Below are 24238 nucleotides of genomic sequence, written 5' to 3'. Positions count from 1 at the left end.
GGCCCGCTGGACACTTGGGCATATGGGACTTGGGACTATGTTCGACCTGCTCCATTGGCCGGGATCTGATATGCGCATGCTCGTTGGTTACCGCTCATTCCGCCGGATATCCGCCGGCGGTCGCACCATGGGAACAGCGACTCGCCCAGTGCATGGTGCAGCGCGTAGGCAAGCGCCAACGTAGGCCCCGTGTCGCGAATCGCCAGGGAGTGAGGCTTTCTAAGCTTCGTCGTCAGATGACCGCCATGAGGAAATCATCTGAACAGTATCGCGTACCGCCGTAAGTCCTCGACGGGCCGGTGCTAGCGCTTTTCGGAGAGGGACCGATATTAGTTCAGCAGGCTTCATCACGGCGATGGTCTCGTTCATCGAAATTTCGACTTCGTCAAGATCTCCGAGCTTGCCGAGAAGCCCGTTCAGACCGCCCTCAAGTGAAGCGCGCAGTGCCTCATCCTCGATGCCCGAGGCTACTTGCCGAATACCAATGATCGACTCGTCCAGACCTTTGGTGGCCGAGTACAACTGCCGACCACAAGTCTCCAGCTCTGCAGCAGGTTCCTTGACTGCGGTAGCAAGACGCATCGCCCAGAGTTGGACATCTTTCGGCTTTGGGTTATCTGGGAAGCTCCCAACTGACCCTGTGGCCGAGTTGAACTGGTCCAGCGCTGGCGTAAACTCGTTGGCAGCGCTGGTCATCTCGGTAATTGATTCCTCGATTGCCACCATATACTCAGCAATACCCGCTCCGCCGAGGTTGGCGTCGTCCTGGGTCGACTCAAGACCTTGACCATTGCTGCTCTGATCCTGAGACACTTCGCTGGTGGAGGGTTCACCGCCTGTCGCAAAGGCTTGACTCGCAAGGGATGCCTCAGCACGCATGAGTGCGGTGATGAGCGATCCGGCCAACTCTGACATCCGCGTCAGCCACTCCGGAGAGTTGAACCCCGCGAGCAACGCGTCCTCGATGCTCTTGTACTGTAGGGATTCCGCGATCTGTGCGATCTCGTCAGGACTTTCTGGGCCGAATAGTGGAGAATCGAAGACCATAATTGGAAGGAGGAGTTCCGTCACCCCCAAGACCTCTGCATTGGAGTGAAATGTCAGGAATTCCTCTCGACAGGCCGGGCGCTCAAGATAGGTTGCCGTCAGCAATGGCATGAATACCGTCGCGCCGAGAACGCTTTCCCGTAGCCGCTCGCGCCAGGTTTCTCCCCAACCGATCTCGTTGCGATCGACGAATACGTTGAGCGCGCGACCGCTCTTTGCCTTGACGATCGCCTTTAACTTGTTGACCAACGGGTCCACAAACGAGAACTCTTCATCGTCGCTTCGCGCATAACTCAAGAAGACTTGGATTGGTACGAGATCTGCCATCACGATTCCCCTATGGTCGATCGGTCTCGCTTCATTACGGGACCATTACAGCAATTTTGGCAGGCGCGATCGTCCAGCACAAGGACTTGTGGATTATTCACCCGGGTCCTGTGGGCGAGCGCGGTACGTCGGTGCTGCTGGCTACGTGGTGGTGAGGCTGTCTTGATCTCGGTGCGGCTGCAGCTGAGCCCGTGGCGAGCCAAGGCATCAGGAATGGTGCTCAGCCACGAGTTGGCCGATGCCCAGATCGGCAGGACCACTTGGAGGATGTGGCGTTGCATCAGTGTGAGGCGGTCCAGCCTGAGCTGAAGCATCGGTGCCACAGCGATCCCGGCCGATGCCATGTTCAGCCGTGCCCAGCAGCACTTACCCGGCGTATTAGCCGGCTCGTCCGCTCTTTGCTGCCGTGAACTGCGATGGAGCTTGTTGTGCGGGTCGCGGCTGTGCAGCGTCGGCCGCCGCTTCTCAGGCGCGGATGTAGCTCCGATGCAAGCCCCCTCTGGTCTGCCATGCGGATCTGGGACCCGGCCGTGTGCCCATCCAGGGTCACTGTCCCTCGAACTTCTGACTCCAGAAGGCGCTCGCCTGAGGTGCCAGAACGAAGTGGTCGGCACCCGAGTCAGGATGGGGTCTCTTCCAGTTCGCAGCGTCCCGTGCCCTACCGGCGGACCAGATGGAACCTGGTGCGTCGTGGCTTGGCCCCTGAACGGAGACGATGACCTCAGATCTTGGGAACCAGTATCGAGAATGCAGTTCCGTGTCGCGATCGGCGATCAGCTCGACCAAGGCGCCCTTGGCCAGTGTCTCCTCCAGAATCTCGGCGAAGGCCACGACAGGTTCGATGGGCCCGTACGTCGCCTCGACTTCTGGGGGCACCAGCAGCGCCCGTTCGCCGCGTAGGCGATGCGCGTGGACGCTCGCGTCGGATACAGCTCCAGTCTTTGTCCCACTTCTCGAACGAGACTTCGATCAACCCGTAGTCGCGCCGCATCCGACGCCCTCGCACATCAATGAGCGGCCAGTCGGCGCCACCCAATGCCCGGTCCCAAGCATCAGGACTCGAATCCAGACCAGCGCCGAGCAACTGGCCAGACGTGATGAAGTCGATGCACAGCGCGGTTGCACTCACTCAGCATCTCCATTCCATGTCAGCCCGCCAGACAGCAGATCGTATGACGGCCCAGACCAGGCGAACCAGGTTCCGGGCGCGGGCCTGCCCGGGCGCTCCGCGAGCGGCGCCTTGACCTGGCAGAGGTCGACACGGCAGTGATCCTCTGTGGCACCGTGCGAAGGACCCGCAGTTTCTCCGCCCCTCGCAGTCCTGCCACCCAAGATCAGCGGCGTCGCCGTCCGTCGCCGAGTCCCGGAAAAGTCCACAAGATGTCCGGCGCCAGCCCGATCCGACCAGCACTGGCCAACGCGGAAACCCTGAGATTCCACCGTTCCCAACGTGGCCAGCCTCGGCCATTCCGCAGGTCCGACTTCGAGCTGTACGCCGACTCGGTTGCGCAGCGATCGGTCAGCCTGCGAGTGGTTGGGCATTTGCTTGGTATTTGCTGACTTGCGAAGTGAGGCGGTCGCTACCCGCGGAACGGGATATCGCTGACTTCCACCTGGATCGGATCAGAGCCGTCGCCTTCGTTCCGTGGCCATACGAGCTTTGGAAACGAGTTCTTCAGGTGGAGTCGCATCGCTGCGCGTGCGGCATCCCCGCCAGCCAGGGGCCCTAGCATGACCCCGCGCAGGATCGGCTGGATGTCTTTCTGGTGGTTCCAAGCCTCGACGAATGTCACAAGTTGCCCACCCCGTTCTCGGACCTTCGGAATTGCGCCCTCATTGATGCCTGCCTGGAAGATCAGTCGAACTTCGTTCTCGGGTTTATATGCGTCATGTTTCATATGCAAGGCGGCGACCTCCAACATGAAGGCGGCGATCAGGCCTTCGTCTTCGTACTCCTGATCGTCGGGATCGTCTATGACGGCGGCGGCGGCGCTAAGCATCTTTAGGGCTATTTCTTCCGATTCTGCTGCGCCGTACAGTACTGGCCGCCACACCGCTAGAGAGTAGCCAGGCACTTCTCCTCGATCCTGATTCTGTTGCCAGACTCCAGCGGGAAGCTCCAGCTGGTAGTCTCCGTACAATCTGAACTGGTTGAGATCGTTGCCCACCTTTGATGCGCACAGCGCGAAAGTTTTCGGCATAAATTTCCAGGAATGTGCACTCTCCACGATCTCCTCAAACTCGCGTTGCGCACGCTCGCTGAACTTGCTCTTGCTGTCCTCGTAGACACGCTTGATAATTCTCCACCCGAACATGCGCTCCGAAGGGTCATTCATTACTGCCACATCAGAGACCAAGAACCGATTCGACGCCGTGATTTCCATCGCCGCCCGGGCGCTCGTGTAGTGGAAGACGGGACCGTCGTGCACAGGAGGTAAAGGATCGACGCTATATCTCCTGGGCAGGTGGCGATAGACGGCAATTGGCAAATCGGCGAGTGGCATCTTCCAACACTCGCACCTGGCTGGCGCTGTGGCAATCTCTTGTCCACTCCTACCCCGGTCGAAGCATGTCGTGGTTAGGGGCAGGGGTGCTGCGTGAATCGTGAGCACCTGAGCGTGCCAACGGCTGGGATCGTTGGAATTCCTACGATCCCAGCCAATCTCATGTCAAGCAGTGCCGCCGGGTTTCCCAGCAGCAGCACCTACCCGGCGTGCCGACCGGCGCGGTGCCTGACCTGCGCGGCCATGCGTACTTTGAGCCACAGTCCGCAACCGGCATCCCGGCATCGGGCTAGTGGCGGGTAAACAGCCGTCGCTCATGCGGGCAGCGTGTGGACGGCCAATTTGATCACGATACGGACTATAGGTCTTTGATACCTAGCTCCGCGCGTGCCTCGGCAAGGAACCGTGTGAGCGCCAGCTCGTGGCATGTCACATCCTCATCATCGAGCTTTTCAGGCTCCTCATCTATGGCGTCGGAGGTCGGGACGCGAGCGACCTCCATCACATCAAGTGCGCGTTTGTGAAGGTTGGCCGAGTAGAGGCGTATCCGCGCGATGACCGCGTGGACGTCGTGTCTCGCGTGCTCAAGCTCCCGTTCGATCGCCGGGGCTTCCGTGCTCGCCCTCGCTCGCTCAGCACTTCCTTCGTCGGCAGCTCGAAATCTGCGGCCGACCATCGCCAGCGCGAAGTCCCTACCCCAACGCAGACGCTCAGCTGCGAGAAAGTCCACCACCGCCTCGCGCAGGTAAGCCCGCCTGGACTCGTTGCGTCGATCGCGCGTCTCGACAACGGACCGCCGCCAGGCGAACAGCCCGTTGGCCACGGCGGAGACGAGCCCGGCGGCGACGGCGGATGAGGCGACTATCGACCAGTCCATCAGGAGGGAGCCGACAGGCGAAGAATGACTGACCGCAGGCCGAATCGACGGGACCCTTCGGCCAGGTGCCCCGCGGCAATGAGGGCGTCAATGGCTACCCATACCTTGTCGCGGCTGAACCCACTCGTGGTCATCCCGGTCTTGTCGTAGGACAGCACATCGATCATCTTGGCCCGGTCGGTGACCTCGACGCCAGAATTGAACACTCGCTCCATCGCCTCGCGCAGGTCGTCAACAGCAGCGTCGTCCAGGACATACGGGGTGCTGTTGGCGTCGTCGGGTACGAGCCACGCGATGCGCAGGAGCATTGGCCAGCCCACAAGCTCCCAGCCGCGTTCGGTAATCGCGAAATCCTTGGCGCCAATGGGAACGGTGTACGGGTGCGCCGGGTCGTTCGGCGGTTTGTGGTCCACGCGCGAAGCATGACAGAGCGATGTGGAATCGTCCTGGTGCCCGGGCGCGTGACGAGGGAACGCCCGAGGGCTGCACCCCACCCGCCAGAACCTGCTGCTGTGGGAGTCGTTGCACTCAGCGCACTGGCCGAACATCATGGGGAACCGTTCGGCGTGCTGGCGCGGTTCGCCGGGCTGACGATGCCAGGGAGCATTCAGTCTCCGCTATGCGCGGGGGAGGCCCGGGTACACATTGGGTACACACGAGCACCCTCTGAGCTCGTCTCCCGCCGCCTTCACCAACGCGCCGCGCGTCCGCAGGAACAGCGAGATCCCAACGTCCTCGCGGTGCCCAACCAACCCGCTGGACACCGCGAGACATTCCGCCCCACCCTCTAGCCTCGATCATTCGTGAGGCATGAGGTCATGAACGAGGAAAGAGTGTCCTGACCTGCAAGGATGTGCTTGTCGAGAGCCACATCTGAACAGCAGGGAAGGACACCCTTTCGGCGCCCGAGACTACCGCGTGGGACACGCGTTTCGAAGTCACAGCCGACGGCCGCGGCCTGGTCAAGGACGCCGGGGTGGTGCTGCTGCGCAAGACCGCCGACGCTATTGGCCTGACCGCGCGGATCGCCGAGGCCTTCGGGCCGGGCAGGGTCGAGCGGATCTGCCGCGGAGCGGTGCTGGTGGGTGCGGCGTCGGCGATCGCTGCGGGGGCCAGGAACCTGTCCCAGGTCGAGCGGCTGCTCGCCGGGCATGCCGGCACGTTCGGGGCGTGCGGGTCGGACTCGACGTTGTGGCGGACCCTGGACTCCATCGACGAGCGGGCCTTGAAGCGGTTGTCGCGCGCTCGCGCCCGGAGCCGCAGGACGCTGTGGCGGTTGCTGGCCGCGCGTCCGGGCGGGTTCCCGTGGCTGCACGTCGGCGGCAAACGCCTTCACGGGTGGGTCGTGGTGGACCTGGATGCCACGATCGTGGGCTGCCACTCCCGTAAGCAGAACGCGACGGGGACCTACAAGGGCGGGTTCGGGCACCACCACCTCGGCGGGTGGATCGCGAACACCGGCGAGTCCCTGAGCATCTTGCCGAGGCCCGGGAACGCGGGCTCGAACACGGCCACCGACCACGTCGCCGTGCTGGACGAGGTCCTGGCTCAGGTCCCGGACGAGGGCCGGCACTCCAAGTTGCTGGTGCGGATCGACGGCGCCGGCGCGTCCCACGACACGATCAGACACCTCGAACGGTTGGGCACGACCCGGCGTCGGGTGGCCTGGACGATCGGCTGGACCATCACCAGCGTCGAAGAGACGGCGATCAAGGCCCTGCCCGAGCGGGCGTGGGCGCCCTACCTCCACCAGGACGGCACCATCGCCGAGGCCGTCGACCACGACGGGACCAGCAACGACACCGATGGCACCGCCCGGTCGAAGTACGGGCACGTCGCCGAGCTGACCGGGCTGGCGAAGCGGCCCGGCTGGCCCAAGAGCATGCGCCTGATCGTGCGGCGGGTCCCGCTCGCACCACGTGACCAGGCCGCGGGGAAGGTCACAGCCCTGGAGAAGAGCACGGGCTGGAAGTACGCGGTGACCGCGACGAACATCGGCCGGATGCGTGGCATCCCGGGCAGCTCCCACCCGCAGTGGCTCGATGTCCTGCACCGCCATCACGCCGTCGTCGAAGACCACGTCCGGGCCGCGAAGACCACGGGCCTTGGCCTGCTGCCGTCGGTGTCCTGGCGGATCAACACCGCGTGGATCCTGCTGACCGGCATCGCCCGCGACCTCGACGTCTGGACCCGGCTACTCGCCTTCCACGACCACGTACTCCTCGCGAAAGCCGAACCAGCGACGATGCGCGAGCTCGTCTACCGGTTGCCCGCGCGGCTGGCCCGCCACGCCCGCACAAGGTGGCTGCGCTTCGACCGCGACCATCCCCATACCGACGCGATCACCACTGCCTGGCATCGGCTCACGAACCTGCCCGCCGTGACCTGACCAGCACCCCGCCCATCGGGCCGACACCAGAACGGAGCGACCGCACGACCCCCGGCCGGAACCGGCGCACGCAGCGACACGCGATAGCGAAACGCTGCCAAACACGGCCAAGCCACACATCGGACGAAACCGTCAGGCCGGGCTACCCACCATGTGAATGATCGAGGCTAGGAGAACCCGGCGTATGGGGAGGCGCATCTGCATCTATCTCTGTGAGCCGCGATAGCGCTTGCTGGGAGACTACGTCAGGCTTCCGACCCAGTTGTTCATTTCAGGGAACACGACGTCTCCGGTGTACACCTGCCCGAGACCGGTCACGTCCTTGGGCGTGAGGAGCCCCTTGTTGTGATCATTGAGATTGGCCTGAAATCCCGACCCGACGAAAATCGGCGGCTCCGAGCGTCGCCCTGCTTCATGCGCCAGGTGCGCGGCGCGGTTCACGACGTCACCCATATAGATCACATCATTGATCCCGCTGCCGCTGAACCCGGCTTGGATCATGAGCGCTCGTCCAAAGTCAAGGCCAATCCCGATCCTGATCTGGGTGAGACCCTTCTTGTCGAAGTGGTAGTTGAGTAGCTTGATCAAGGTGTTCGCCTTGGCGGCGACGCTAAAGGTTCCGTCGATCTGTGTCTTGAACGCGGCCGTGGATACGGCCCAGACGCAGTCACCAACGATGTTGACCTCGCGGACATTGGGGTCAGAGTTGAGCACGGCGACCATTTCTGAAATAAATGATCGGTAGATCTTTGCAAGCGTAGGGCGCTTATGGTTCGTTGTGAGCCCCGATGAGTCGCGAATGTCGATGAACACGGCGGAGCACTTCCCGTAGAATCCGTTCGTGTAGGTGAGTCTGTCGCGGTCGGGGAGGCTGTCCACCTCCTCAAAACTCCCCGCTGGCTGGTCCAGGATCTCTTTGATCCGCTCAGAGCTCTTTAGGTAGTCGTATGCCTTGGAATTGCCATCCATGTTTTTTCCCTGGAGTTTCATGATGCCGATGCTGGTGGCGAGCGCCACGACGGTAGCACCTGCTGCAAGTGTCGCCTGAATGACACGCTTGACGGCGGCCGCCTCAACGGTGGCGATCTTCACGTTCGTGTGGATCCGGTCGGCCAGGTCCTTGCCGGAGTTCGTGAGGGCCGGCAGTGGTAGCCGGCGCATGGGTCTGCTCGTCGTCCTTTAGCAGACTGACACGATCCGATGCACCAGCGTCTTGCGCCGTCGATCCCCTGGCACCATCGGCAGGCCATTGCACCATGGGTGCGACATGATTACTTCAGGCTATCGACCCAGTCGTTCATTTCAGTGTGCACAACGTCTCCGGAGTAGACATATCCGAGACCGGTAACATGCTTGGCATTGAGGAGGCCCTTGTTGTGGTCGTTGAGGTTGGTCTGGAAATCGGGCCCAACGAAGATCGGTGGTTCCCACCGACGCCCTGCCGCGTGCGCCAGGTGTGCTGCGCGATTCACGACGTCACCCATGTAAATCACGTCGTTGATTCCACTGCCAGTGAACCCAGCCTGGATCATGAGCACGCGTCCGTCGTCAACGCCGATGCCAATCTTGATTGGAGTGATGCCTTTTTTCTCAAAGTGATGGTTGAGCAGTTTGACTAGAGTGTTCGCCTGGAAGGCGATCCTGAAGACATCGTCGATATCGGGCTTCAACACGGTCTTGTAGACCGCCCAGACGCAGTCGCCGACGATGTTGACCTCGCGGACGTTTGGATTGGAGTTGAGCACAGCTACCATCTCGGAAATGAACGATCGGTAGATCTTCGCGAGTGTGGGACGCTTGTGGCTTGCAGTGAGCCTGGAGGAGTCACGAATGTCGATGAATACCGCCGAGCACGTCCCGTAGAAGCCGTTGGTGTAGGTGAGTCTGTCGCGGTCGGGAAGATATTCCACCTCCTCGAAGGTCCCTGCGGGCTGGTTCAGGATTTCCCTGATGCGTCCGGAGCTCTTTAGGTAGTCGTACGTCCTGTAGTTGCCGTCCATGTTCGTTCCTAGAGGCTCGTGATGCCGATGATGGTCGCGAGTGCGGCGACACTGGCGCCTGCTGCGAGTGCCGCCTGGATGGCGCGCTTGACGGCGCTCGCCTTGACGGTGGCAATCTTCGCGTTCGCGTGGATCTGGTCAGCCAGGTCCTTGGTAAGTTCGTGCGGGTCCACGGTGAGCATCGCCAGTGCGTCGTGGTACTGCCGCCGGGTGCCCTTGAAGTTCTGCGTGATGCTGCCGAAGAACAAGCGGTTGATCGCCTCAGGTTCAGCATCGACGTCGTTGACGCGCGGGGTCAGCGTCCACGCGCACAGACCCGCTGCCAACACCAGGAGGGTGGCGGCAAGGACAGCGAGAGTGTTGAATAGGATTGTTCGATGATCGAAGTCCTTCACGAGGTTGAAGACCATCGTGCCAAGGGCTCCCGTGAATGCGAGGGTCACACCCGCCTTGGCATCGGAGTGACGGATCCACTCGTTGACCAGTCCGAGTAGCTTCCACGCGTGGTCCGGGTCTGGAGCCGGCGCGGGCACCTCCAGCTGATCTCGCGAGCGGCGCGAGAAGAGTGATCGAGCCATGGCACGGAGCGTAGCGGGGGTGTCGGACATCGGCCGATGGGTCGTCCGGGCAGGAGTTCACTGTCGCCGTCGAGTCCAGGAAGGGTCCACAAGGTGTCCGGCGCCAGCCCGATCCGACCGGCACTGACCAACGCAGAATCCGCGAGATTCCAACGATCCCAACGCGGCCAGTGTCAGCCGTCCCCCAAGTGCGACTTCGAGCTGAACTGCGCTACGACGCAACACGGCGGGACGCGCCAGGTTGCTGAGTTGGCCGCTCGACTCAGTGGCCAATTCACCCTGATCGCAAGGTCGCGCAGTTCGGTGTGATTGGGGCGGGCGGCGCGAGTGATAATCACCACGATATGCGGCCGGCCTGAGGCATGGGCGTCGTGCTGATCGTTCTTGCATTCTGCGTTCTGCTGGCGTTCTCCGGAATAGGCCAGCCTGCGATGGACGCCATTGACAGCACTCCCGAGGTGCTTCCGCCCTGTCGTTGAGGGTTTTGAGCCGCGTCGGCGGCGCCATCCGGGGGCCCGATGTGCAGCTGGTACACCTAAGCTCCGAGGATGTCTCGCATCTGATCGCCTGTGTAGTATCACACCACACGGCGTGTCGACGACGACACACCGCCTACTGGGAAAGGCTCAGTGCAAAGTCTGGCAGACTGCACCCATGCCCAACGAGTCCAAGACTTGCTTCATCGCCATGCCAATCACAACACGCGACCACGAGGCCGAAAAATACGGCGACAATCGCCATTGGGAACACGTCATGGACACTCTTTTCGTAAAGGCTATTGAAGCCGCTGGATATCAGGCCATCCGACCGGCAGCACAAGGTGCACACCTGATTCACGAGGTCATTATCAAGCACTTAGAGCAGTCCGATCTCGTCCTTTGCGATCTCAGTGGACACAATCCAAATGTGTTCTTCGAGCTTGGTGTTCGAACATCATTGAATAAGCCGATAGCACTGGTTCGCGATGAATTTACCGAGATCCCTTTCGATACCGGAGGGATCAACACATACACATACAAATCGAGCTTACACGGATGGGATATGGATGCCGAGAACGACGGCCTGCGCAAACACCTTAAAGAGTGTGCATTGAGCTGCGCAGGCGAGAACCCACTCTGGCGAAAATTCGGGCTACTGCTAAAGGCTCAAGAGCCCCAGACCGCCGTCAGCCCGTTCGAGGCCAACGTGCAACTCCTCGCAGCGCGCCTTCCGGAACTTGAAGACAGACTTGCTATGGTGCTGGAGCGAAACGATTCGCTAGAGACCGGATTCGTGCGGCAGATTGGCGCGCCCCTCGACGAAGTGGCGGTGAACCGCATCATCGACCTGTTCGCGCAGGGCGCCACAGTGAAGTCGATCGCGGAACAGATGCGCCTCAGCGAGTCGACGGTCCGCAAACGCCTGAAGGAATTTGAGGCCACGGGCAGCGTCCCGGGGGTCGGTCGCGCCTGACCTGGGGGAGTGCGGCCTCGACCTGCGGACGAGCCGAGAGGTTGCGGGCGCAACGCCGAGGCGGTCGCGAGACCCTAGCGGAAAATGGCTCTCATTGGGCGGACTTGCCGCGTCCCGGACCCCGTCGCGCGGCGGGCACCCCAGCGCCGATGACCTCGCCGGCCAGTCCTCTCCTCAGCCGGAACGCTGGTGGTCTTGCGATGAACTCTCAGAACCCTGCACAAGCAAGACCCGCAGCCAACGGGGCACCGGCACACGTCTGACGCGCGACACTGCAATCGACCTGCCACGGTACGGCTTGCTCGTAGGATTGGGCCATGAGCGATCAGCAGTCCGACGTGGACCCCGAAGAGGTTGAAGCGTGGTTCATCGAAGAAGACGAAGTGCTACCAGACACTGAGGAACCAGAGGAACCAACTACCGCGACACCTACCGACCCTGCGGAGAAATACGCGGTCAGCCAGTTGCGCGTTGTGCGCGAAACCAAGGACTACCAGCTCGATTACCTACAGCACGCGTTGCAGCCCGGGCGAGAACTAATCGACATTTCGCCCGCTTATCAACGGCGACTGCGGTGGCCCAACAAGAAGAAATCTCTTCTAATCGAGTCCTTCTTATTGAATATTCCAGTGCCCCCGATATTTCTCTTTGAAAGAGACTATAACGAATATGAAGTGATTGACGGGCGGCAGCGGCTCGACGCGATAAGCTCGTTCCTGAATAACGAATTCTCCTTATCCGGTCTTGAGTATTGGACCGAGTTGAATCGGAAGCGTTTTCTGGATTTGCCTCAGGTGCTGAAGAAGGGCCTATTGCGACGAAGCTTGCCTGCGGTAGTCCTTCTCGCCGAAACGAACAACACCACCTCTGGTGAGCTGGACGTGCGACGCGTGCTGTTTGACCGCCTTAATACAGGCGGAATTCGACTAAACCCTCAGGAGCTTAGGAACGCCCTCTATCCCGGCAGGCTGAATGACCTGTTGGTCGAATTGGCACGCACTGACCTATTCACCACGGCATGGGGCATCCCGCGCTATCAGCCCGGCGAAGAGACGGATCCTTCAGAGCAACTTCTAAAGAATCCGCTATATTCCTCCCTAGCTGACGCAGAGCTGGTTCTTCGCTTCTTTGCGCTAAGGGATGCAATTCTCAATGATCGCACCGGCTCGCTCCGATTGATCTTGGATCGCTACATGGCGGAAAACGCCCAACTCGACGACGAGACCGCCCAAGGCATGTCCTCCAGCTTCAATAGCACTTTGAGGCGACTGTTATCTGTTTTCGGATCCGCCACATTCCGGCTACCTTCTACTGAACGTTTGAGTCGTCCTCTATATGACGCACTGATGGTGGCTCTGAGTAGGGACGAGACTATTGATATCGAAGGCAACGCACCGGCCGTACAGAGTGCGCTCAATGCCGCACTCACAGAAGCGGACCAGTACGGCATTCTAGTCGGTCGAGGAAACACGATAGGCGCGGTGCGCGCACGCGTCGAACTTGCGGACCGCATCCTTCGGGCGCGGTAATGCCATGAGTCAGCTCACCTCGATACTGCAACAATTCCACGACGATCTCGACCGCGCGACTGACCTGTTGCAGCTGACCCGACTTTATCGCGGCTTTGCCGCCAGCTCGGTGCCGACGGAAGTTCAGAATGGTTCAGTCGCATGGAAAGAATCCCTCGAACTAGCTCAGATCGCACCACAGGTGCGGACCGACCTACCGATCATGTCAGGGTCGATCCTTCTCTACTTATGCGGTCGGTTTGAAAACTTCGTACGCGAAACTATCGTGGCGATTGGGGACGAGCATGCATCCAAGGCCACAACTTACAAAGATCTACCCGAGGCGATACGAACCGAAATATTTGATCGTACACTTGAGGTAGCCAAGTCACCCTCGAAGTACAATTTTGAAAAGTCTGAGACAGAACAGTTGATCAAGATACTGGCTGACTCACTTCACTCATCCGCCGGGTCCACAGTTGTGATCGAATCACGGCTTCTCGCAATTACAGAGTCCAACATGCATTCGCGCATGATGGCCGAAGTTTTTAAGCGAATCGGAATCGAAAGCTTGTGGCGCGAACTTGGTAAGCAAGCTCCTCTCAAGACATACCTCGGCAAGGCTGAGGATGGGCAGTGTACCGCTGCCGCTACCTCTCGGTTGGATGCAATCATGAAGGAGCGGAACGGCATTGCACACCCTACTTCAACAACCGCATTCCCGGACCCCGATCAGGTACAGGAGACTATAGAATACTTCCGGGTGCTATCAAGAGTTACGGTCGACCTAGCGATGATTCCCCGTTAAGGCCCGGACCACACTGCCCTCCGTCGTGGCGGAGTCTTCGCCGGGCGTTCATCTGCCAACGTGCCGCAGCGTGCGAAGGTACCAGTGGCGATAGATGCGCTGGGCGATCAAGATCAACGGAAAGAGCCCGCGCCACGGGCCTCAGCCAGCCCGCGTGAGGGAGCGCAGCCGAGCCAACTCCCGGGCGACTCACGCGGACCCCCACCGCCTGAGCGATTCATGAGGACCAACCAGGCCAACACTTGTTCGTTCCACTGACGGCGGCAATCCTGGCACCGCGATCGAGAACGTCCATCAGCGAGTCACGTCGATCAGAGAACTTGCTTACAAAATGCTCTGGGGCTCGCATTGTCAAAATGGTCCACACGGTCGTCCAGATCGAATCGAGGTACATGGCCCCGCTTGGACTCAGGGATCCTGCCCCAAAGGCTGGACCAAATCCTCCATTTGCGTACCCTGGAATCGATTCGCCATCGATAAAGGCGGACTCGACAGGACTGAGATAAGGTGGCCGCGGATCTCCGATAAATTCACGGTAGAACGCGGCCATAAAGATCGAAAGCCCATGCTTTCCGAGGTTCGCCCTGCCCAAGTCGTTGATGGCCTTCTCGAACCCGACAAACCCCTGCGGGCGAAGATTTCCGGTTCGCTCAAGGGCGACATCGACAAACTCCCACACGATACCGAGAAGCGATAGTCGACCGATCCGTTCAGGCCCTGAGAACATTGGCTCGAAATATGCGTAATTGACTTCCGGGTTCAGCGAGAAGGCCGGTTGTCTGAGCTCGTTCTCCACGTAGGGTCCGTAGCGCAGCAGCGCCCCGAGCGTGTCGTAGCGAAATGCGGGCGGTAATTCCTGCTCCAATCCGTGCACGAAGGGGTTCGACGGAAAAATTCGGGTCCGCGCCTGCATCTCAAGAGCGCCGGCAAGGAGAAAGTTCTCCATGATGTCCCGCGAGGTCATCCAACCGCGAGGGGCGCCAGAAACAACTACCTCGTCGAGATCGACTTCGTCTCGCGTCTTCAAACTATCTGTCACGACGGTGCCTCTTTTTAGTCCGGAACGCCTGTATAGATCGGGCTTCTGTGACGTCGCATACACAGTACGGGAGTGCCGGGTCTCGTGACCACCGTCACTGGCGCCTGGGATGGGACTTCACCCATTCCCGCCCCGCCCGCTCCGACGAGCCAGCACTTGCTTTCGTGCATGACAAGCCGTTCACGCTGCCCAATGCCCGACACTTGCTAGCTCCGGGCGTCCGACCCCGAGCATCTCTAGGCCATCCTCGCAACCGTCATCGTCGACGTCGCCGAGATCGCCCTCGCCCGCACCGCGGTCATGGGCGACTTCGACCTCGCGCGGCACCAAGCACATGAGATTGGCTCCAGCGTCGACCCTGACTGCGAGAGCCTCGTCGCCCGCCTCGCGATGCCGGTCATCGAGTCCCCGTGGTGATGAGGTGGCGACGGTTCGGGATGATGTACCGCGATCAGCGGGCGGTACACATCGGGTACACATGAGTGCTGTCTCTGCCCACCCGACACCACACTCGCCAACGCCCAGCGGTCGCCGTCAAGCCGCGAGAATCCAACGCTCTCGCGGTGTCCAACCAACTCGGCGGACACCGCGAGACATACCGCCCCACCCTCCAGGAGAACCCGGCGTACGGGCCAACCCGTCCGCTACTCCCGCGACCTGCTATCGGGGAAGGAGGATCCGTCGGAGTTCATTGACGGTCGTGCCGGAGTGTGCGGAGGTAGCGGCGCCGATAGATGCGCTGGGTGAGCAAGATTGCCGGAAAGAGCGCACGCCACGGGCCTCGACCGGCGCGCGTGATGGAGCGCAGCGTCAGGCTCACGTTCTCGTCGTCGTCCCGGCTGACGATGAACGCTTCCTCCCCGGAGACCGGATGGCCTGCCAGGGTGCCGTAGGCGAGGGCGGCCCGGTAGCGGGTGACGAGCGTCGCGACGACCTTCACCGGCTCCCGCACGTGGATTGGACCGATGCGTGCGAGGAGCCAGTAGCGCTCGCCTTGGCGCGCGACGCGGCCTTCCTCCAGGGATGGGTCGACGCTGAATCCGCTCCGCGTCTTGATACCCCAGGAGAGGACTGCCGTTGAAGCCGTATTCCACAGATCGGTTCCGGAGCCGAGCGAGACGGTGCGTTCGTACGCGCGCCATCCGTCGGGTGGCTGCCACCGCTCTGCGCCTGGTGCCGTGCCGCCGACGACGCTGTAGCTGAGGTCCCGTTGGCTTAGGTGATGCTCCGAGAGGAGCAGCAGGTCATCCGCGACGCCGCCGGCTGCGGTGATGGCAGACCTCACGGCGTGTTCCTCGGTGGGAGTGAGCACGAAGGCCACGCTGGTGCCGGTGTCGTTTGCGCCCCAGATGTGCTCGCCACGGGAGCTGATTCCCGTGCTCCCGATGCTGAACGGAGCGAGCGCGTGCACGATGTCGAAGTCCTCGTCAAGGCACGGGTCGAGGGTGAGGGAGATGCTGCGCTGCCGGTTCGCCGTCAGACGCTCCTCGGCCAGTCGGACGGCCGCGTGAATACTCGCCGGCCAGTCATGGTCCGACACGATGTCGACGTCGATTCTGGCCAAGCGGGCCCGTTGAGCCACCAGGGCGCTCCTGATCGCCACCTCGACGGTTGCCCGAGCCGCGCCGTCACCCACGGTGAACCAGCGCACGCAGACGACGCCGTTCTCTGCTTCATCCACGTCGCACATCCTGCCCCAAGGTGGTTGGCCTCAATCAGATCGAGTTGGCATCCCGCAGGACCACCAGCCCCCGTCCAGGCGTGCCGGGTCGGTGCAGGCCATGCCGCGCATATACACGTCGGGTGTGCGGTGGGGTGAGTAGATGTAGCCACCCGCGTCGTCGACGAGCCGTGCCCACTGCGGAACGAAGATAGTGACCGCTTCTGGGTCGTCGGCATCGTGGTACACGTCCACGGAGCCGTTCACGGAGACGAACTCCAGGCTCCGGGGCAGCTCGGCGTACGGCCCGTCGAGGTCGCCCTGCAGAGCGTGTTCGACGACGCCGTCGAGTGCGGGTCGCAACGTGTGGAAACCCTGTCGCCCGTCGCCGAGAGACGGGCCGGCGTTTCCCAGCAGTGCCCACGACACGACGAGAACCGTACCGAGTACGACGACGGCTGCGGGGAGCCGGTGGACCGCTCGGCGACGCACGATGCCAAGCGCGACCACTGAGACGATGATGAAGCCGACGGTCCATGTGAGACCCCGCCCGATCGCCGCTTCGAAGTTCTCGCTGAACGGGCCGTTGTATCCACCGTGCTCCAGAAGATGCCGCAGCCCCACCGGCAGGATCCCGAGCTTGTAGGTCGTCCAGGCGAGGTCCTGGGAAGCCCCGATGAGCATGAGCGCGAGGCCCAGCGTCGCCAGGGCGCCCTTCGTCCAGCCGGTCGCGATAGCCCGTGCAGGAGCGCTCTGATCGGCTGTCATGCCGTTCCGCCGGCAGTGAGGGCCGCCTCGATCTCGGAGCGACTGCAGATGAGCCCGTGGCGGGCCAACGTGCCAGGGATCGTGCTCATCCACGAGTCGTCCGATTCCCAGACCGGAAGGACCGCTCGCAGGGCGTGCTGTTGCACCGGTGTCAGGCCGTCCAGCCTGACGTCAGCCGCGGGACCCGCGCCGGGAAACGCGGCGGACAGGATGGTGTCGAGCAAGTGGCCGCGGTTGAAGCTGGAGGCGGCGAGTGGAAGCCGGTCGGCAAGATCCTCGACGTCCGCCGCGGTGAGCCAGTGCCTGATCGATGTCAGGCTCTTGGCCGCACAGGACCCGATCCAGCCGTCGTGGATCCGAAGGTCGGGCACATCCTGGTGCACGGTCGAGTCGATGAGGATCCTGATGACTCGGCGGCCTGGTGGCCTGGAGGCGGTTGCTGATGCTCGGGCCAGCGCCGTTGCCGCGCCCCAACGCACCAGCGGCGGTTGGTCGTCGAGAAACCGTGCCACACGGTCAAGCGTTGCGGACGGGCTGGCGATCAATCCGTGCGCGATAAGCGTGGCCGTCAATGCGTGTTCGTCGGTTTCGACGTCGAGACGGTCGGCGAGGAGTGGCACGGTCCGTGCCGCGGACTCGGGGAACATGCCGGTCAGGTAGGCGACGCGTGCGCGCTCGACGCTCCGGTGCGATCCGAGGAACTGAACAAGGCGGGGCAGTTCGTCACGTACCGCGTCGTAGGCAGCGACGGTGTCCGGACTGGTGGCCAGGCCGCTGAACGGATTGCGGAGCCACAGCTCACGCTCGGGACCGTGATTCATCTCGCTGTCTGCCCACTCTGCCGCGCCAGCAATCAGGGCCTCGCGCTCTGCTTCCACCTGCGCGGCCTCATCCCGCCACTCGGCGATCGGCACCCCGGCCGGCAACCGTTCGTCGTCGATCCCGACCGCAAGTGCACACAGGAACTCAAGCAGCCCCTCGCGGTCGAGCGCGTCCGGGGCCAGGACGAGTTTCACGACGAACCGAGCGACGGGAGCAGACACCGAATACCTGCTGCCCTGGTGCGTCACGGAAGCGCTGAGGTGGACCAGCGCTCCGTGTCGAACCCGTGGGTCTCGGCTGCGTAGCGCACGCAGGTTCGCCGGTACGTCCTTGGCGGCGCCGTATGCGTGGACCAGCCGCTCCCACTCGACCTCGTCCAGACCCGCCAGCGGATCGACCTGTGCCACCACGTCCGGCAGCCTATCGGCGGTAGTTCACGTCAATGCGGACGTCCTGGCGCCAGTCGACGTCAGCTTCCTCGCAGTAGCCGGCGGCCTCGCTCTGCTGCCGACTGCTCGGAGCGGCGGGAGCAGGGAGCGATGCAGTCCGCAGCCAGTCCGCAAGAAGTCCGCACCCCGCCGTCGTACCCGTAACGCGCCAACGGCTGGGATCGTTGGAATTCCAACGATCCCAGCCGTCCCCGCATCCGACCCGCCCCCACCGTTTCCCCAGGACGACGTTCCGCTTCAACGTGTGATGTGGGGTCGCGTCGCAGGCCAGATGCCGCTCAGCGGGTTCCGTCGGCATGTCGTGATACCTTTGCACCGCGCCGATGTAAGGATATCCTTGCACCGCGCCGATGTCGGGGTATCATGACATCGTGAGTTCGGAAGGGCGCGCCATACTCAATGCCCGATCGCTGCCTCGGCTGGCGCGGTCGGTCAAGAAGCTGCGCCTTGATCGCGGCCTCACGCAGGCGGAACTGGCGCGCCGGGCGGACGTTTCGCGAGTGTGGATCATCAATCTGGAGCGTGGTGAGACAGAGGGACTCGAGGTCGGACGACTGATGCGAGTCCTTGACGAGCTCGACGCCAACCTGATGATCCAGCAGGTGGAGGGGTGAAATGGCCACCATCAATCACCTCGCCGTGCTGCTGGGCGGCCACTACATCGCGGATCTGGAGCGCGCGGGATCCGGCCTCCGCCTGACCTACGACCAGTCGTACCGTCACTCCGGCACGACTCCGCTGTCGTTGTCCTTGCCGACGGAGGTTCCGGTCCACACAGGCATCGGCGTCGAGCGATTCCTGAAGGGCCTCCTTCCGGAGAACGACGGCGCACTGCGCGCCATCGCGCGCCGCTACCGGATCGACACGACCGACACTCTCGATCTGCTGTCCGCGACCGGGAAGGACTGTGCTGGGGCCCTGCAGTTCTGCGTTGCCGACGAGCTCGAGGCGACCCTGAACCGCGAAGGAAGTCTCGAGAGATGTAGCGTCGGCGACATCGAGATCCGTCTCGACGAGATGGACACCGACGAGAACGCTTCCTGGCTCATGCCGGGTGAGCACTGGTCTCTCGGCGGAACGCAGCAGAAGTTCGCCCTGCGACGCCAGGACGACCGCTGGTATGTCGCGCACGGTTCCGAGGCGACGACGCACATCATCAAACCGGGAATCCGAAAGATGCGTGCCCAGGCACTCGACGAGCACGCGACCATGCGGGCGGCCGCACTGATGGGTCTGGACGTCGCGCACACCGAGTACACGGAGTTCAAGTCCCAGGACGCGATCGTGATCACGCGTTTCGACCGGGATTTCGCTGACGACGCGCGGGTGGTTCGGCTCCACCAGGAAGACCTGTGCCAGGCACTCGGAAATCCTGAGAAATACGAGGAATCAGGAGGCCCGTCAGCGGCGGAGGTCATTCGCTTCCTACGGGCCCAGGCGGATTCGGCGCAGCAGGCCCGAGTGAGCGTGGACAGATTCGTCGACGGCTTGATCTTCAACACGGTGGTGGGCGCCCCAGATGCGCATGCCCGGAACTACGCCGTCATGCTGTCCGGTGAGCAGGTCTCGCTCGCACCCCTCTACGACATGGCCACAGGCTTCGCCTACGACCCACCCCACGACGGCGGTCGGGTGCTGTCCATGAGCATCGGCGGCACGTTCGTCCTGGACGAGGTGGACGACGACGCCTGGCGGCGCTTCGCGGGATCGGCCCGCCTGGACGAGGCCCGCATTCTCGAGCGAGTGACAGAGATGGCCTGTCGCGCCCCGGAAGCATTCACTGATGCCTTGTCCGAGGTTGACGACTACGAGGGTCACGCCGCGGCCATGCTCGACCGGATCCAGAACGAGCTCAGCGCCCGCAGGAATGCGACCGTGCCATAGCGCAGATTCTCCGGCCTCCAGCGTCCACGTGTCACCCGCTCCGGTGTCCTCACCACGGCCGCTTTCGTCACCGCCCACGTGCCCAGGAGCCGGTCCAGCGCGCTGGCATCGAGCCGGGCCAACACGCACCGGAACGTCGACTCGTCCGCCGGCCCCCGGACCATCCCCGTTCGCGCCAGGCGACGTCTGCGGGCACCCACCGTTTCCCCAGGACGACGTTCCGATTCAACGTCTGACCATTCAGGTATCGGTCTGGTCGCCTGACCAGGCCGAATGCCGGTTGTCCCCGGCCGGAGCGGCAGCGACCTGAACAAGGTCGCGACGGTGGCGTCCCAGCGGGCGCCCGCGCCCGATCGCATCCGGCCCACGTCCGACGTCGCGACGTCGAATTCCTGGCTGTCAAGTGGGGACACCCCCGCGAGTGCGGTGCCGAAAAACCTCCTGAGATGGTCGTGCCAGCAGGGTCGTTCGACAGCGCGGATGCGCCGAGGATTGAGCTCGTTCGGCCCCACGCAACCACTGCTCCAGGAGATCGCTCTGATGAGAAACGACCTGCACCGTCGACGCGCGCGGCGCGTACTGCCGACGATGCTCCTGCTCGCCGTGACCGCCGGAGTTATCGCTGCGTGCGGTGACGCGTCCGCCCCGGAAAGCTCTACCGCGTCGACGCCGCCGGCACCCGCCCCCGACTCGCCCGCCGATGCCGCGATGCACATGGTCGACGCCGGAGCCGGCCGCAGCCTGGCGTTCCACGTCACCCCCGGCGGTCTTCCCGCCCTCGTCCTGGACTCGGGCGGGGGTATGGACTCCTCGTACTGGGACGACCTGGTTCCCCGGCTGGCGGCAGCCACCGGGTCCACGATCATCACGTACGACCGCGCAGGGCTCGGTGACAGTGACGAGGTGCCGGGCGCATGGGGCGTGCAGAGCGCTGTGAACGACCTGGAGACCGGTCTGCGCGCACTCGATGTCACCCAGGACGTCGTCCTGGTGGCACATTCTCAGGGGGGTGAGGTCGCCACCTACTTCACCCGCGCCAACCCGAAGCTTGTCTCCGGTGCGGTGCTCGTCGACGCGAATCTGCCCCAGCTCTACACCGACGAGACGATCGCGCGTCTCATCACCGTGGGCACACCGCAGGTCGAGGCCGCGAAGGAGGACCCGTCCACCCAGCAGAACCGCCAGCTGATCGCGACTGCCGAGAACTACGCGCCGATGCACCAGGCCTACCACCAGGTGGCCTGGCCGGACGACGTCCCTGCCACCGTCATCGTGTCGGAGAGGACGCCGTTCGACGGTTTGCCGAAGGACGCACAGCGCTGGCGAGACGCGGCAGCCGCGTTCGTGGCGGCCGGCCCGGATCGCACGCTCGTCACCGCCGAGGGCACCTCGCACGACGTCCCGATCGATCGACCCGACATCGTGCTCGACGAGATCGAGACGATGGTCGCCGCACGCGACTGATGCAGCCTTGCTCGTGAGCCCGGCTACCGGCCGATCGCCGATCGGCCGGATGTCGCACCGCACGCCGGCGCGGAGTGCCTAGGCGGCCGGAGCGTGCGGATAGACCGGCTCGCGATCCTGGAAGCTCAGGATGCTCGGGTTCTGGATCACGCCGTCACGGATCTCGATCGCGCGGGAGATGGTGAGGTCCTTCGCCCACGAGGTCGGTCCTTCCACGACCGTGCGCAGGAACGGCAGGATCGCCTCGCTGATCTCCCACGTCGCCGAGTTCCACAGGTAGGACGGGCTGTGGTCGACGGCGTAGTGGCCCACGCCTTGGCCGACGGTGAACATCGGCTCGTCGAACGTGGTGGGCCGCGCCCATTCGAAACCCATCCCCAGGTCGCACGAAACGTCGACGATCAGGCTTCCTGCGGCGAATCGCTCCAGGTCCTCGGTCCTCAGGTAGGTCAACGGTGCGGCGACGTCCTGGAGCGTGCAGTTGACGACGATGTCGTGCGATGCCAGGAACGCGGGGAGCAGGATGTCGCCGGCCGAGGTGAGAACCTCGCTGAGGTGAGCCGGCCCCTCGCCGGTGTTGAGCTGGGTGATGTGTGCCGTGTGGATCGGCGCGCCGACCGCCGTGACGCCACGCTGCGTGAGGACCTGGATGTCGTGGATCCCGTGCGCCTTGAGTGCGGTCACGGCGCCCCGCGCCGTCGCGCCGAAACCGATGACGACCGCGCTGAGCCGCGGGCCGTAGTCGCCGGTCGAGCCGGTCAGGCTCAAGGCGTGCAGTACGGAGCAGTAGCCGGCGAGCTCGTTGTTCTTGTGGAACACGTGCAGGCTGAAGTCGCCCCGGCGGGTCCAGTGGTTCATCGCCTCGAAAGCGATCAGCGTCAGCCGGCTGTCGATCGCCGTCTGCGTCATGCCGGTGTCCTGGACGCAGTGCGGCCATCCCCACAGAACGCGGCCCTCGGGAATCGCTGCCACGTCCGCCGCCTGCGGCTTGGGCAGCAGCAGCACGTCAGCGGACTCGAGGACCTCGGAGCGCTCCGCGACCCTGCCCACGCGGGTCTCGAGGTAGCCAGGTTCGAGCTGGAAGTCAGCGCCGTAACCACGCTCGACGATCATTCGCGCGCGCACGTCCGGGTCGATCCGGTCGAAGTGATCCGGATGCAGCGGCAGCCGGCGCTCGTTCTCCATCGAGGAGTGTGCGAGCAGGCCGAGGGACAGCAGATCGCCGCTCGGCGGGGAGAGGGTCGATGCCGCGGTGGGGGCAGGAGCAGAAGAGCGAGTGGCGCCGGACATCCGGATTCCCATCATCAGGGAACCTAGGTCAGCTCCTGCCTGGATCCTACGCTGATCTTCCGCGAGACCTGGCTGAGCCCGGCGTCGGACGGGTGCACGAGCCGGCCGTCGCGGTCGGGGCCGGAGGTTCGCTTCCCGCCCAGCGGCGGTCTGCGGGTGAGGATTGTCGGTAGTGTCGGTCCCGCAGTTCCTTGTGCCGACCACCGACGGAGGAAGCGTGCTCGACATCAGCTCACTGACCTGGGCCGGAACCATTGGCCTCATCATCGTGTTGCTGGCGGTGGATCTTGTCCTGGCCTCGGCCCGCCCACATCACGTCGGGTTCAAGGAGGCCACTGCCTGGTCGGTGTTCTACATCGCGGTGGCGATCGGCTTCGGGATCTGGTTCGGGCTCCAGTACGGCAACACGGCGGGGACCGAGTTCTTCGCGGGCTACATCATCGAGAAGAGTCTGTCCGTCGACAACCTGTTCGTGTTCGTGATCATCATGAGCACGTTCGCGGTCCCGGACCGGCACCAGCACAAGGTGCTCGTCTTCGGCATCGTGCTCGCGCTCATCATGCGCGCCGTCTTCATCGCCGTCGGCGCGTCCCTCATCAGCTTGTTCTCGTTCACGTTCCTGCTGTTCGGGCTGCTGCTGTTCTACACGGCCGTGCAGCTTTTCCGGCACCGGAACGAGGACCCCGACATCGAGAGCAACGTGATGGTGCGTGGCGCACGGCGGTTCCTGCCCGTCAGCGACGGCTACATCGAGGGGAAGCTCTTCGCCAGGGAGGGCGGACGCCGGGTCGTCACCCCGCTGTTCATCGTGCTCATCGCCATCGGCAGCGTCGACCTGCTCTTCGCGCTCGACTCGATCCCCGCCGTCTTCGGCGTCACGGAGGAGGCGTACATCGTCTTCACCGCCAACGCCTTCGCGCTGCTGGGCCTGCGGGCGCTGTTCTTCCTGGTCAAGGGCCTGCTCGACCGGCTCGTCTACCTGTCCGCCGGTCTGGCGGTCATCCTGGCGTTCATCGGTGCCAAGCTGATCCTGCACTGGGGCCACGTCGACATCGACGAGTCGATCCCGGAGATCCCGACGGCGCTGAGCCTCGGTGTCGTGCTCGGCGTCCTGGCCGTGGTGACCGTGGCGAGCCTCATCAAGACCCGCGGCCTCTCCGAGGAGAAGGCCCACGCCGGATCGCTCACGGCCACCAAGAGCAAGAAGAAGGACGAGACGCCCCGATAGCGCTCCCGCATGGCCCGGTCCCGCCGAGCGGGACCGGGCCATGGTCACGACCACGTCGTCCTGCGTGGTGGTTGCGGTCCCACGACGCACCATGGCGTGGTCGCCACCCGAGGTGCTCGCCAGGTCGGGGCACCCGCCACCAGG

Annotated in this window: 20 protein-coding genes and 1 pseudogene; 8 read left to right on the top strand and 13 right to left on the bottom strand. The window is 63.3% G+C overall.

Translation table 11 applies throughout. The features are described 5' to 3' along the window. Nucleotides 1–219: 219 nt before the first annotated feature. From ACYU96_RS03285 to ACYU96_RS03265, 5 genes are all read right to left on the bottom strand, one after another. Complete coding sequence (locus ACYU96_RS03285; protein WP_460749037.1) at nucleotides 220–1374, bottom strand: toll/interleukin-1 receptor domain-containing protein; 1155 nt, start codon at nucleotides 1372–1374, stop codon at nucleotides 220–222. Between the two features lie 546 nt (nucleotides 1375–1920). Next, a complete protein-coding gene (locus ACYU96_RS03280; protein ID WP_460749035.1) occupies nucleotides 1921–2205 on the bottom strand; it encodes a hypothetical protein in 285 nt (94 codons plus the stop codon). A 749-nt stretch (nucleotides 2206–2954) separates the two neighbouring features. Continuing rightward, complete coding sequence (locus tag ACYU96_RS03275) at nucleotides 2955–3878, bottom strand: hypothetical protein (protein WP_460749033.1); 924 nt, start codon at nucleotides 3876–3878, stop codon at nucleotides 2955–2957. A 358-nt stretch (nucleotides 3879–4236) separates the two neighbouring features. Beyond that, a complete protein-coding gene (locus tag ACYU96_RS03270) occupies nucleotides 4237–4755 on the bottom strand; it encodes a hypothetical protein (RefSeq protein WP_460749031.1) in 519 nt (172 codons plus the stop codon). After that, entirely contained in the window at nucleotides 4755–5168 is a 414-nt protein-coding gene (locus tag ACYU96_RS03265) for a hypothetical protein (protein ID WP_460749029.1), read from the bottom strand. Before ACYU96_RS03265 ends, ACYU96_RS03270 begins: the two co-directional genes overlap by 1 nt. A 527-nt stretch (nucleotides 5169–5695) precedes the next feature. Here ACYU96_RS03265 and ACYU96_RS03260 point away from each other — a divergent pair. Beyond that, nucleotides 5696–7144 (top strand): annotated as a pseudogene (locus ACYU96_RS03260) (IS1380 family transposase); the annotation flags it as partial. Nucleotides 7145–7384: 240 nt separating this feature from the next. Here the strand turns inward: ACYU96_RS03260 and ACYU96_RS03255 are convergent. The 3 genes from ACYU96_RS03255 to ACYU96_RS03245 all read right to left on the bottom strand — a co-directional run bounded on the left by ACYU96_RS03255 (nucleotide 7385) and on the right by ACYU96_RS03245 (nucleotide 9722). Continuing rightward, the gene (locus tag ACYU96_RS03255) at nucleotides 7385–8305 is read right to left on the bottom strand and encodes an adenylate/guanylate cyclase domain-containing protein (protein ID WP_460749027.1); all 921 of its coding nucleotides are present in this window, start codon (nucleotides 8303–8305) and stop codon (nucleotides 7385–7387) included. 110 nt (nucleotides 8306–8415) lie between these two features. Beyond that, the gene (locus tag ACYU96_RS03250) at nucleotides 8416–9144 is read right to left on the bottom strand and encodes an adenylate/guanylate cyclase domain-containing protein (RefSeq protein ID WP_460749025.1); all 729 of its coding nucleotides are present in this window, start codon (nucleotides 9142–9144) and stop codon (nucleotides 8416–8418) included. 8 nt (nucleotides 9145–9152) lie between these two features. Beyond that, nucleotides 9153–9722, bottom strand: a complete 570-nt coding sequence (locus ACYU96_RS03245) for a Pycsar system effector family protein (RefSeq protein ID WP_460749024.1) — start codon at nucleotides 9720–9722, stop codon at nucleotides 9153–9155. 654 nt (nucleotides 9723–10376) lie between these two features. Here ACYU96_RS03245 and ACYU96_RS03240 point away from each other — a divergent pair. The 3 genes from ACYU96_RS03240 (at nucleotide 10377) to ACYU96_RS03230 (ending at nucleotide 13490) form a co-directional block, all read left to right on the top strand. Beyond that, the gene (locus ACYU96_RS03240; RefSeq protein ID WP_460749022.1) at nucleotides 10377–11174 is read left to right on the top strand and encodes a helix-turn-helix domain-containing protein; all 798 of its coding nucleotides are present in this window, start codon (nucleotides 10377–10379) and stop codon (nucleotides 11172–11174) included. 317 nt (nucleotides 11175–11491) lie between these two features. Continuing rightward, nucleotides 11492–12703, top strand: a complete 1212-nt coding sequence (locus ACYU96_RS03235) for a GmrSD restriction endonuclease domain-containing protein (RefSeq protein ID WP_460749021.1) — start codon at nucleotides 11492–11494, stop codon at nucleotides 12701–12703. Between the two features lie 4 nt (nucleotides 12704–12707). Further along, nucleotides 12708–13490, top strand: coding sequence for a HEPN domain-containing protein (locus tag ACYU96_RS03230; protein ID WP_460749019.1), 783 nt, complete (start codon nucleotides 12708–12710; stop codon nucleotides 13488–13490). A gap of 217 nt (nucleotides 13491–13707) precedes the next feature. Here ACYU96_RS03230 and ACYU96_RS03225 read toward each other — a convergent pair whose 3' ends face one another. The 4 genes from ACYU96_RS03225 to ACYU96_RS03210 all read right to left on the bottom strand — a co-directional run bounded on the left by ACYU96_RS03225 (nucleotide 13708) and on the right by ACYU96_RS03210 (nucleotide 18189). Continuing rightward, nucleotides 13708–14529 (bottom strand): hypothetical protein, encoded by an 822-nt coding sequence (locus ACYU96_RS03225; protein ID WP_460749017.1) that lies wholly within the window; start codon nucleotides 14527–14529, stop codon nucleotides 13708–13710. Between the two features lie 688 nt (nucleotides 14530–15217). Further along, nucleotides 15218–16210, bottom strand: a complete 993-nt coding sequence (locus tag ACYU96_RS03220) for a DUF1990 family protein (protein ID WP_460749015.1) — start codon at nucleotides 16208–16210, stop codon at nucleotides 15218–15220. Between the two features lie 30 nt (nucleotides 16211–16240). Continuing rightward, on the bottom strand, nucleotides 16241–16957 hold the full coding sequence (locus ACYU96_RS03215; RefSeq protein WP_460749013.1) for a hypothetical protein: 717 nt from the start codon (nucleotides 16955–16957) through the stop codon (nucleotides 16241–16243). Next, entirely contained in the window at nucleotides 16954–18189 is a 1236-nt protein-coding gene (locus tag ACYU96_RS03210) for a hypothetical protein (protein ID WP_460749011.1), read from the bottom strand. The genes ACYU96_RS03215 and ACYU96_RS03210 overlap by 4 nt, the downstream gene beginning before the upstream one ends. 410 nt (nucleotides 18190–18599) lie before the next feature. Between ACYU96_RS03210 and ACYU96_RS03205 the strand changes: the two genes are divergently transcribed. The 3 genes from ACYU96_RS03205 (at nucleotide 18600) to ACYU96_RS03195 (ending at nucleotide 21576) form a co-directional block, all read left to right on the top strand. Then, nucleotides 18600–18842: a helix-turn-helix transcriptional regulator gene (locus ACYU96_RS03205; RefSeq protein ID WP_460749010.1), complete on the top strand. Its 243-nt coding sequence runs from the start codon at nucleotides 18600–18602 to the stop codon at nucleotides 18840–18842. Nucleotide 18843: 1 nt separating this feature from the next. After that, nucleotides 18844–20112, top strand: a complete 1269-nt coding sequence (locus ACYU96_RS03200) for a type II toxin-antitoxin system HipA family toxin (RefSeq protein ID WP_460749008.1) — start codon at nucleotides 18844–18846, stop codon at nucleotides 20110–20112. A 540-nt stretch (nucleotides 20113–20652) separates the two neighbouring features. Beyond that, complete coding sequence (locus ACYU96_RS03195) at nucleotides 20653–21576, top strand: alpha/beta fold hydrolase (protein ID WP_460749007.1); 924 nt, start codon at nucleotides 20653–20655, stop codon at nucleotides 21574–21576. Between the two features lie 78 nt (nucleotides 21577–21654). On the opposite strand, the gene ACYU96_RS03190 is transcribed toward ACYU96_RS03195, so the two are convergent. Further along, the gene (locus ACYU96_RS03190) at nucleotides 21655–22761 is read right to left on the bottom strand and encodes a N(5)-(carboxyethyl)ornithine synthase (protein ID WP_460749657.1); all 1107 of its coding nucleotides are present in this window, start codon (nucleotides 22759–22761) and stop codon (nucleotides 21655–21657) included. A 277-nt stretch (nucleotides 22762–23038) separates the two neighbouring features. Here ACYU96_RS03190 and ACYU96_RS03185 point away from each other — a divergent pair, with 277 nt between their 5' ends. Beyond that, on the top strand, nucleotides 23039–24094 hold the full coding sequence (locus ACYU96_RS03185; protein ID WP_460749005.1) for a TerC/Alx family metal homeostasis membrane protein: 1056 nt from the start codon (nucleotides 23039–23041) through the stop codon (nucleotides 24092–24094). Nucleotides 24095–24238 lie beyond the last annotated feature (144 nt).

It is taken from the genome of Myceligenerans cantabricum, from assembly GCF_054777735.1.
This window is presented reverse-complemented; position numbering and strand designations above follow the sequence as displayed.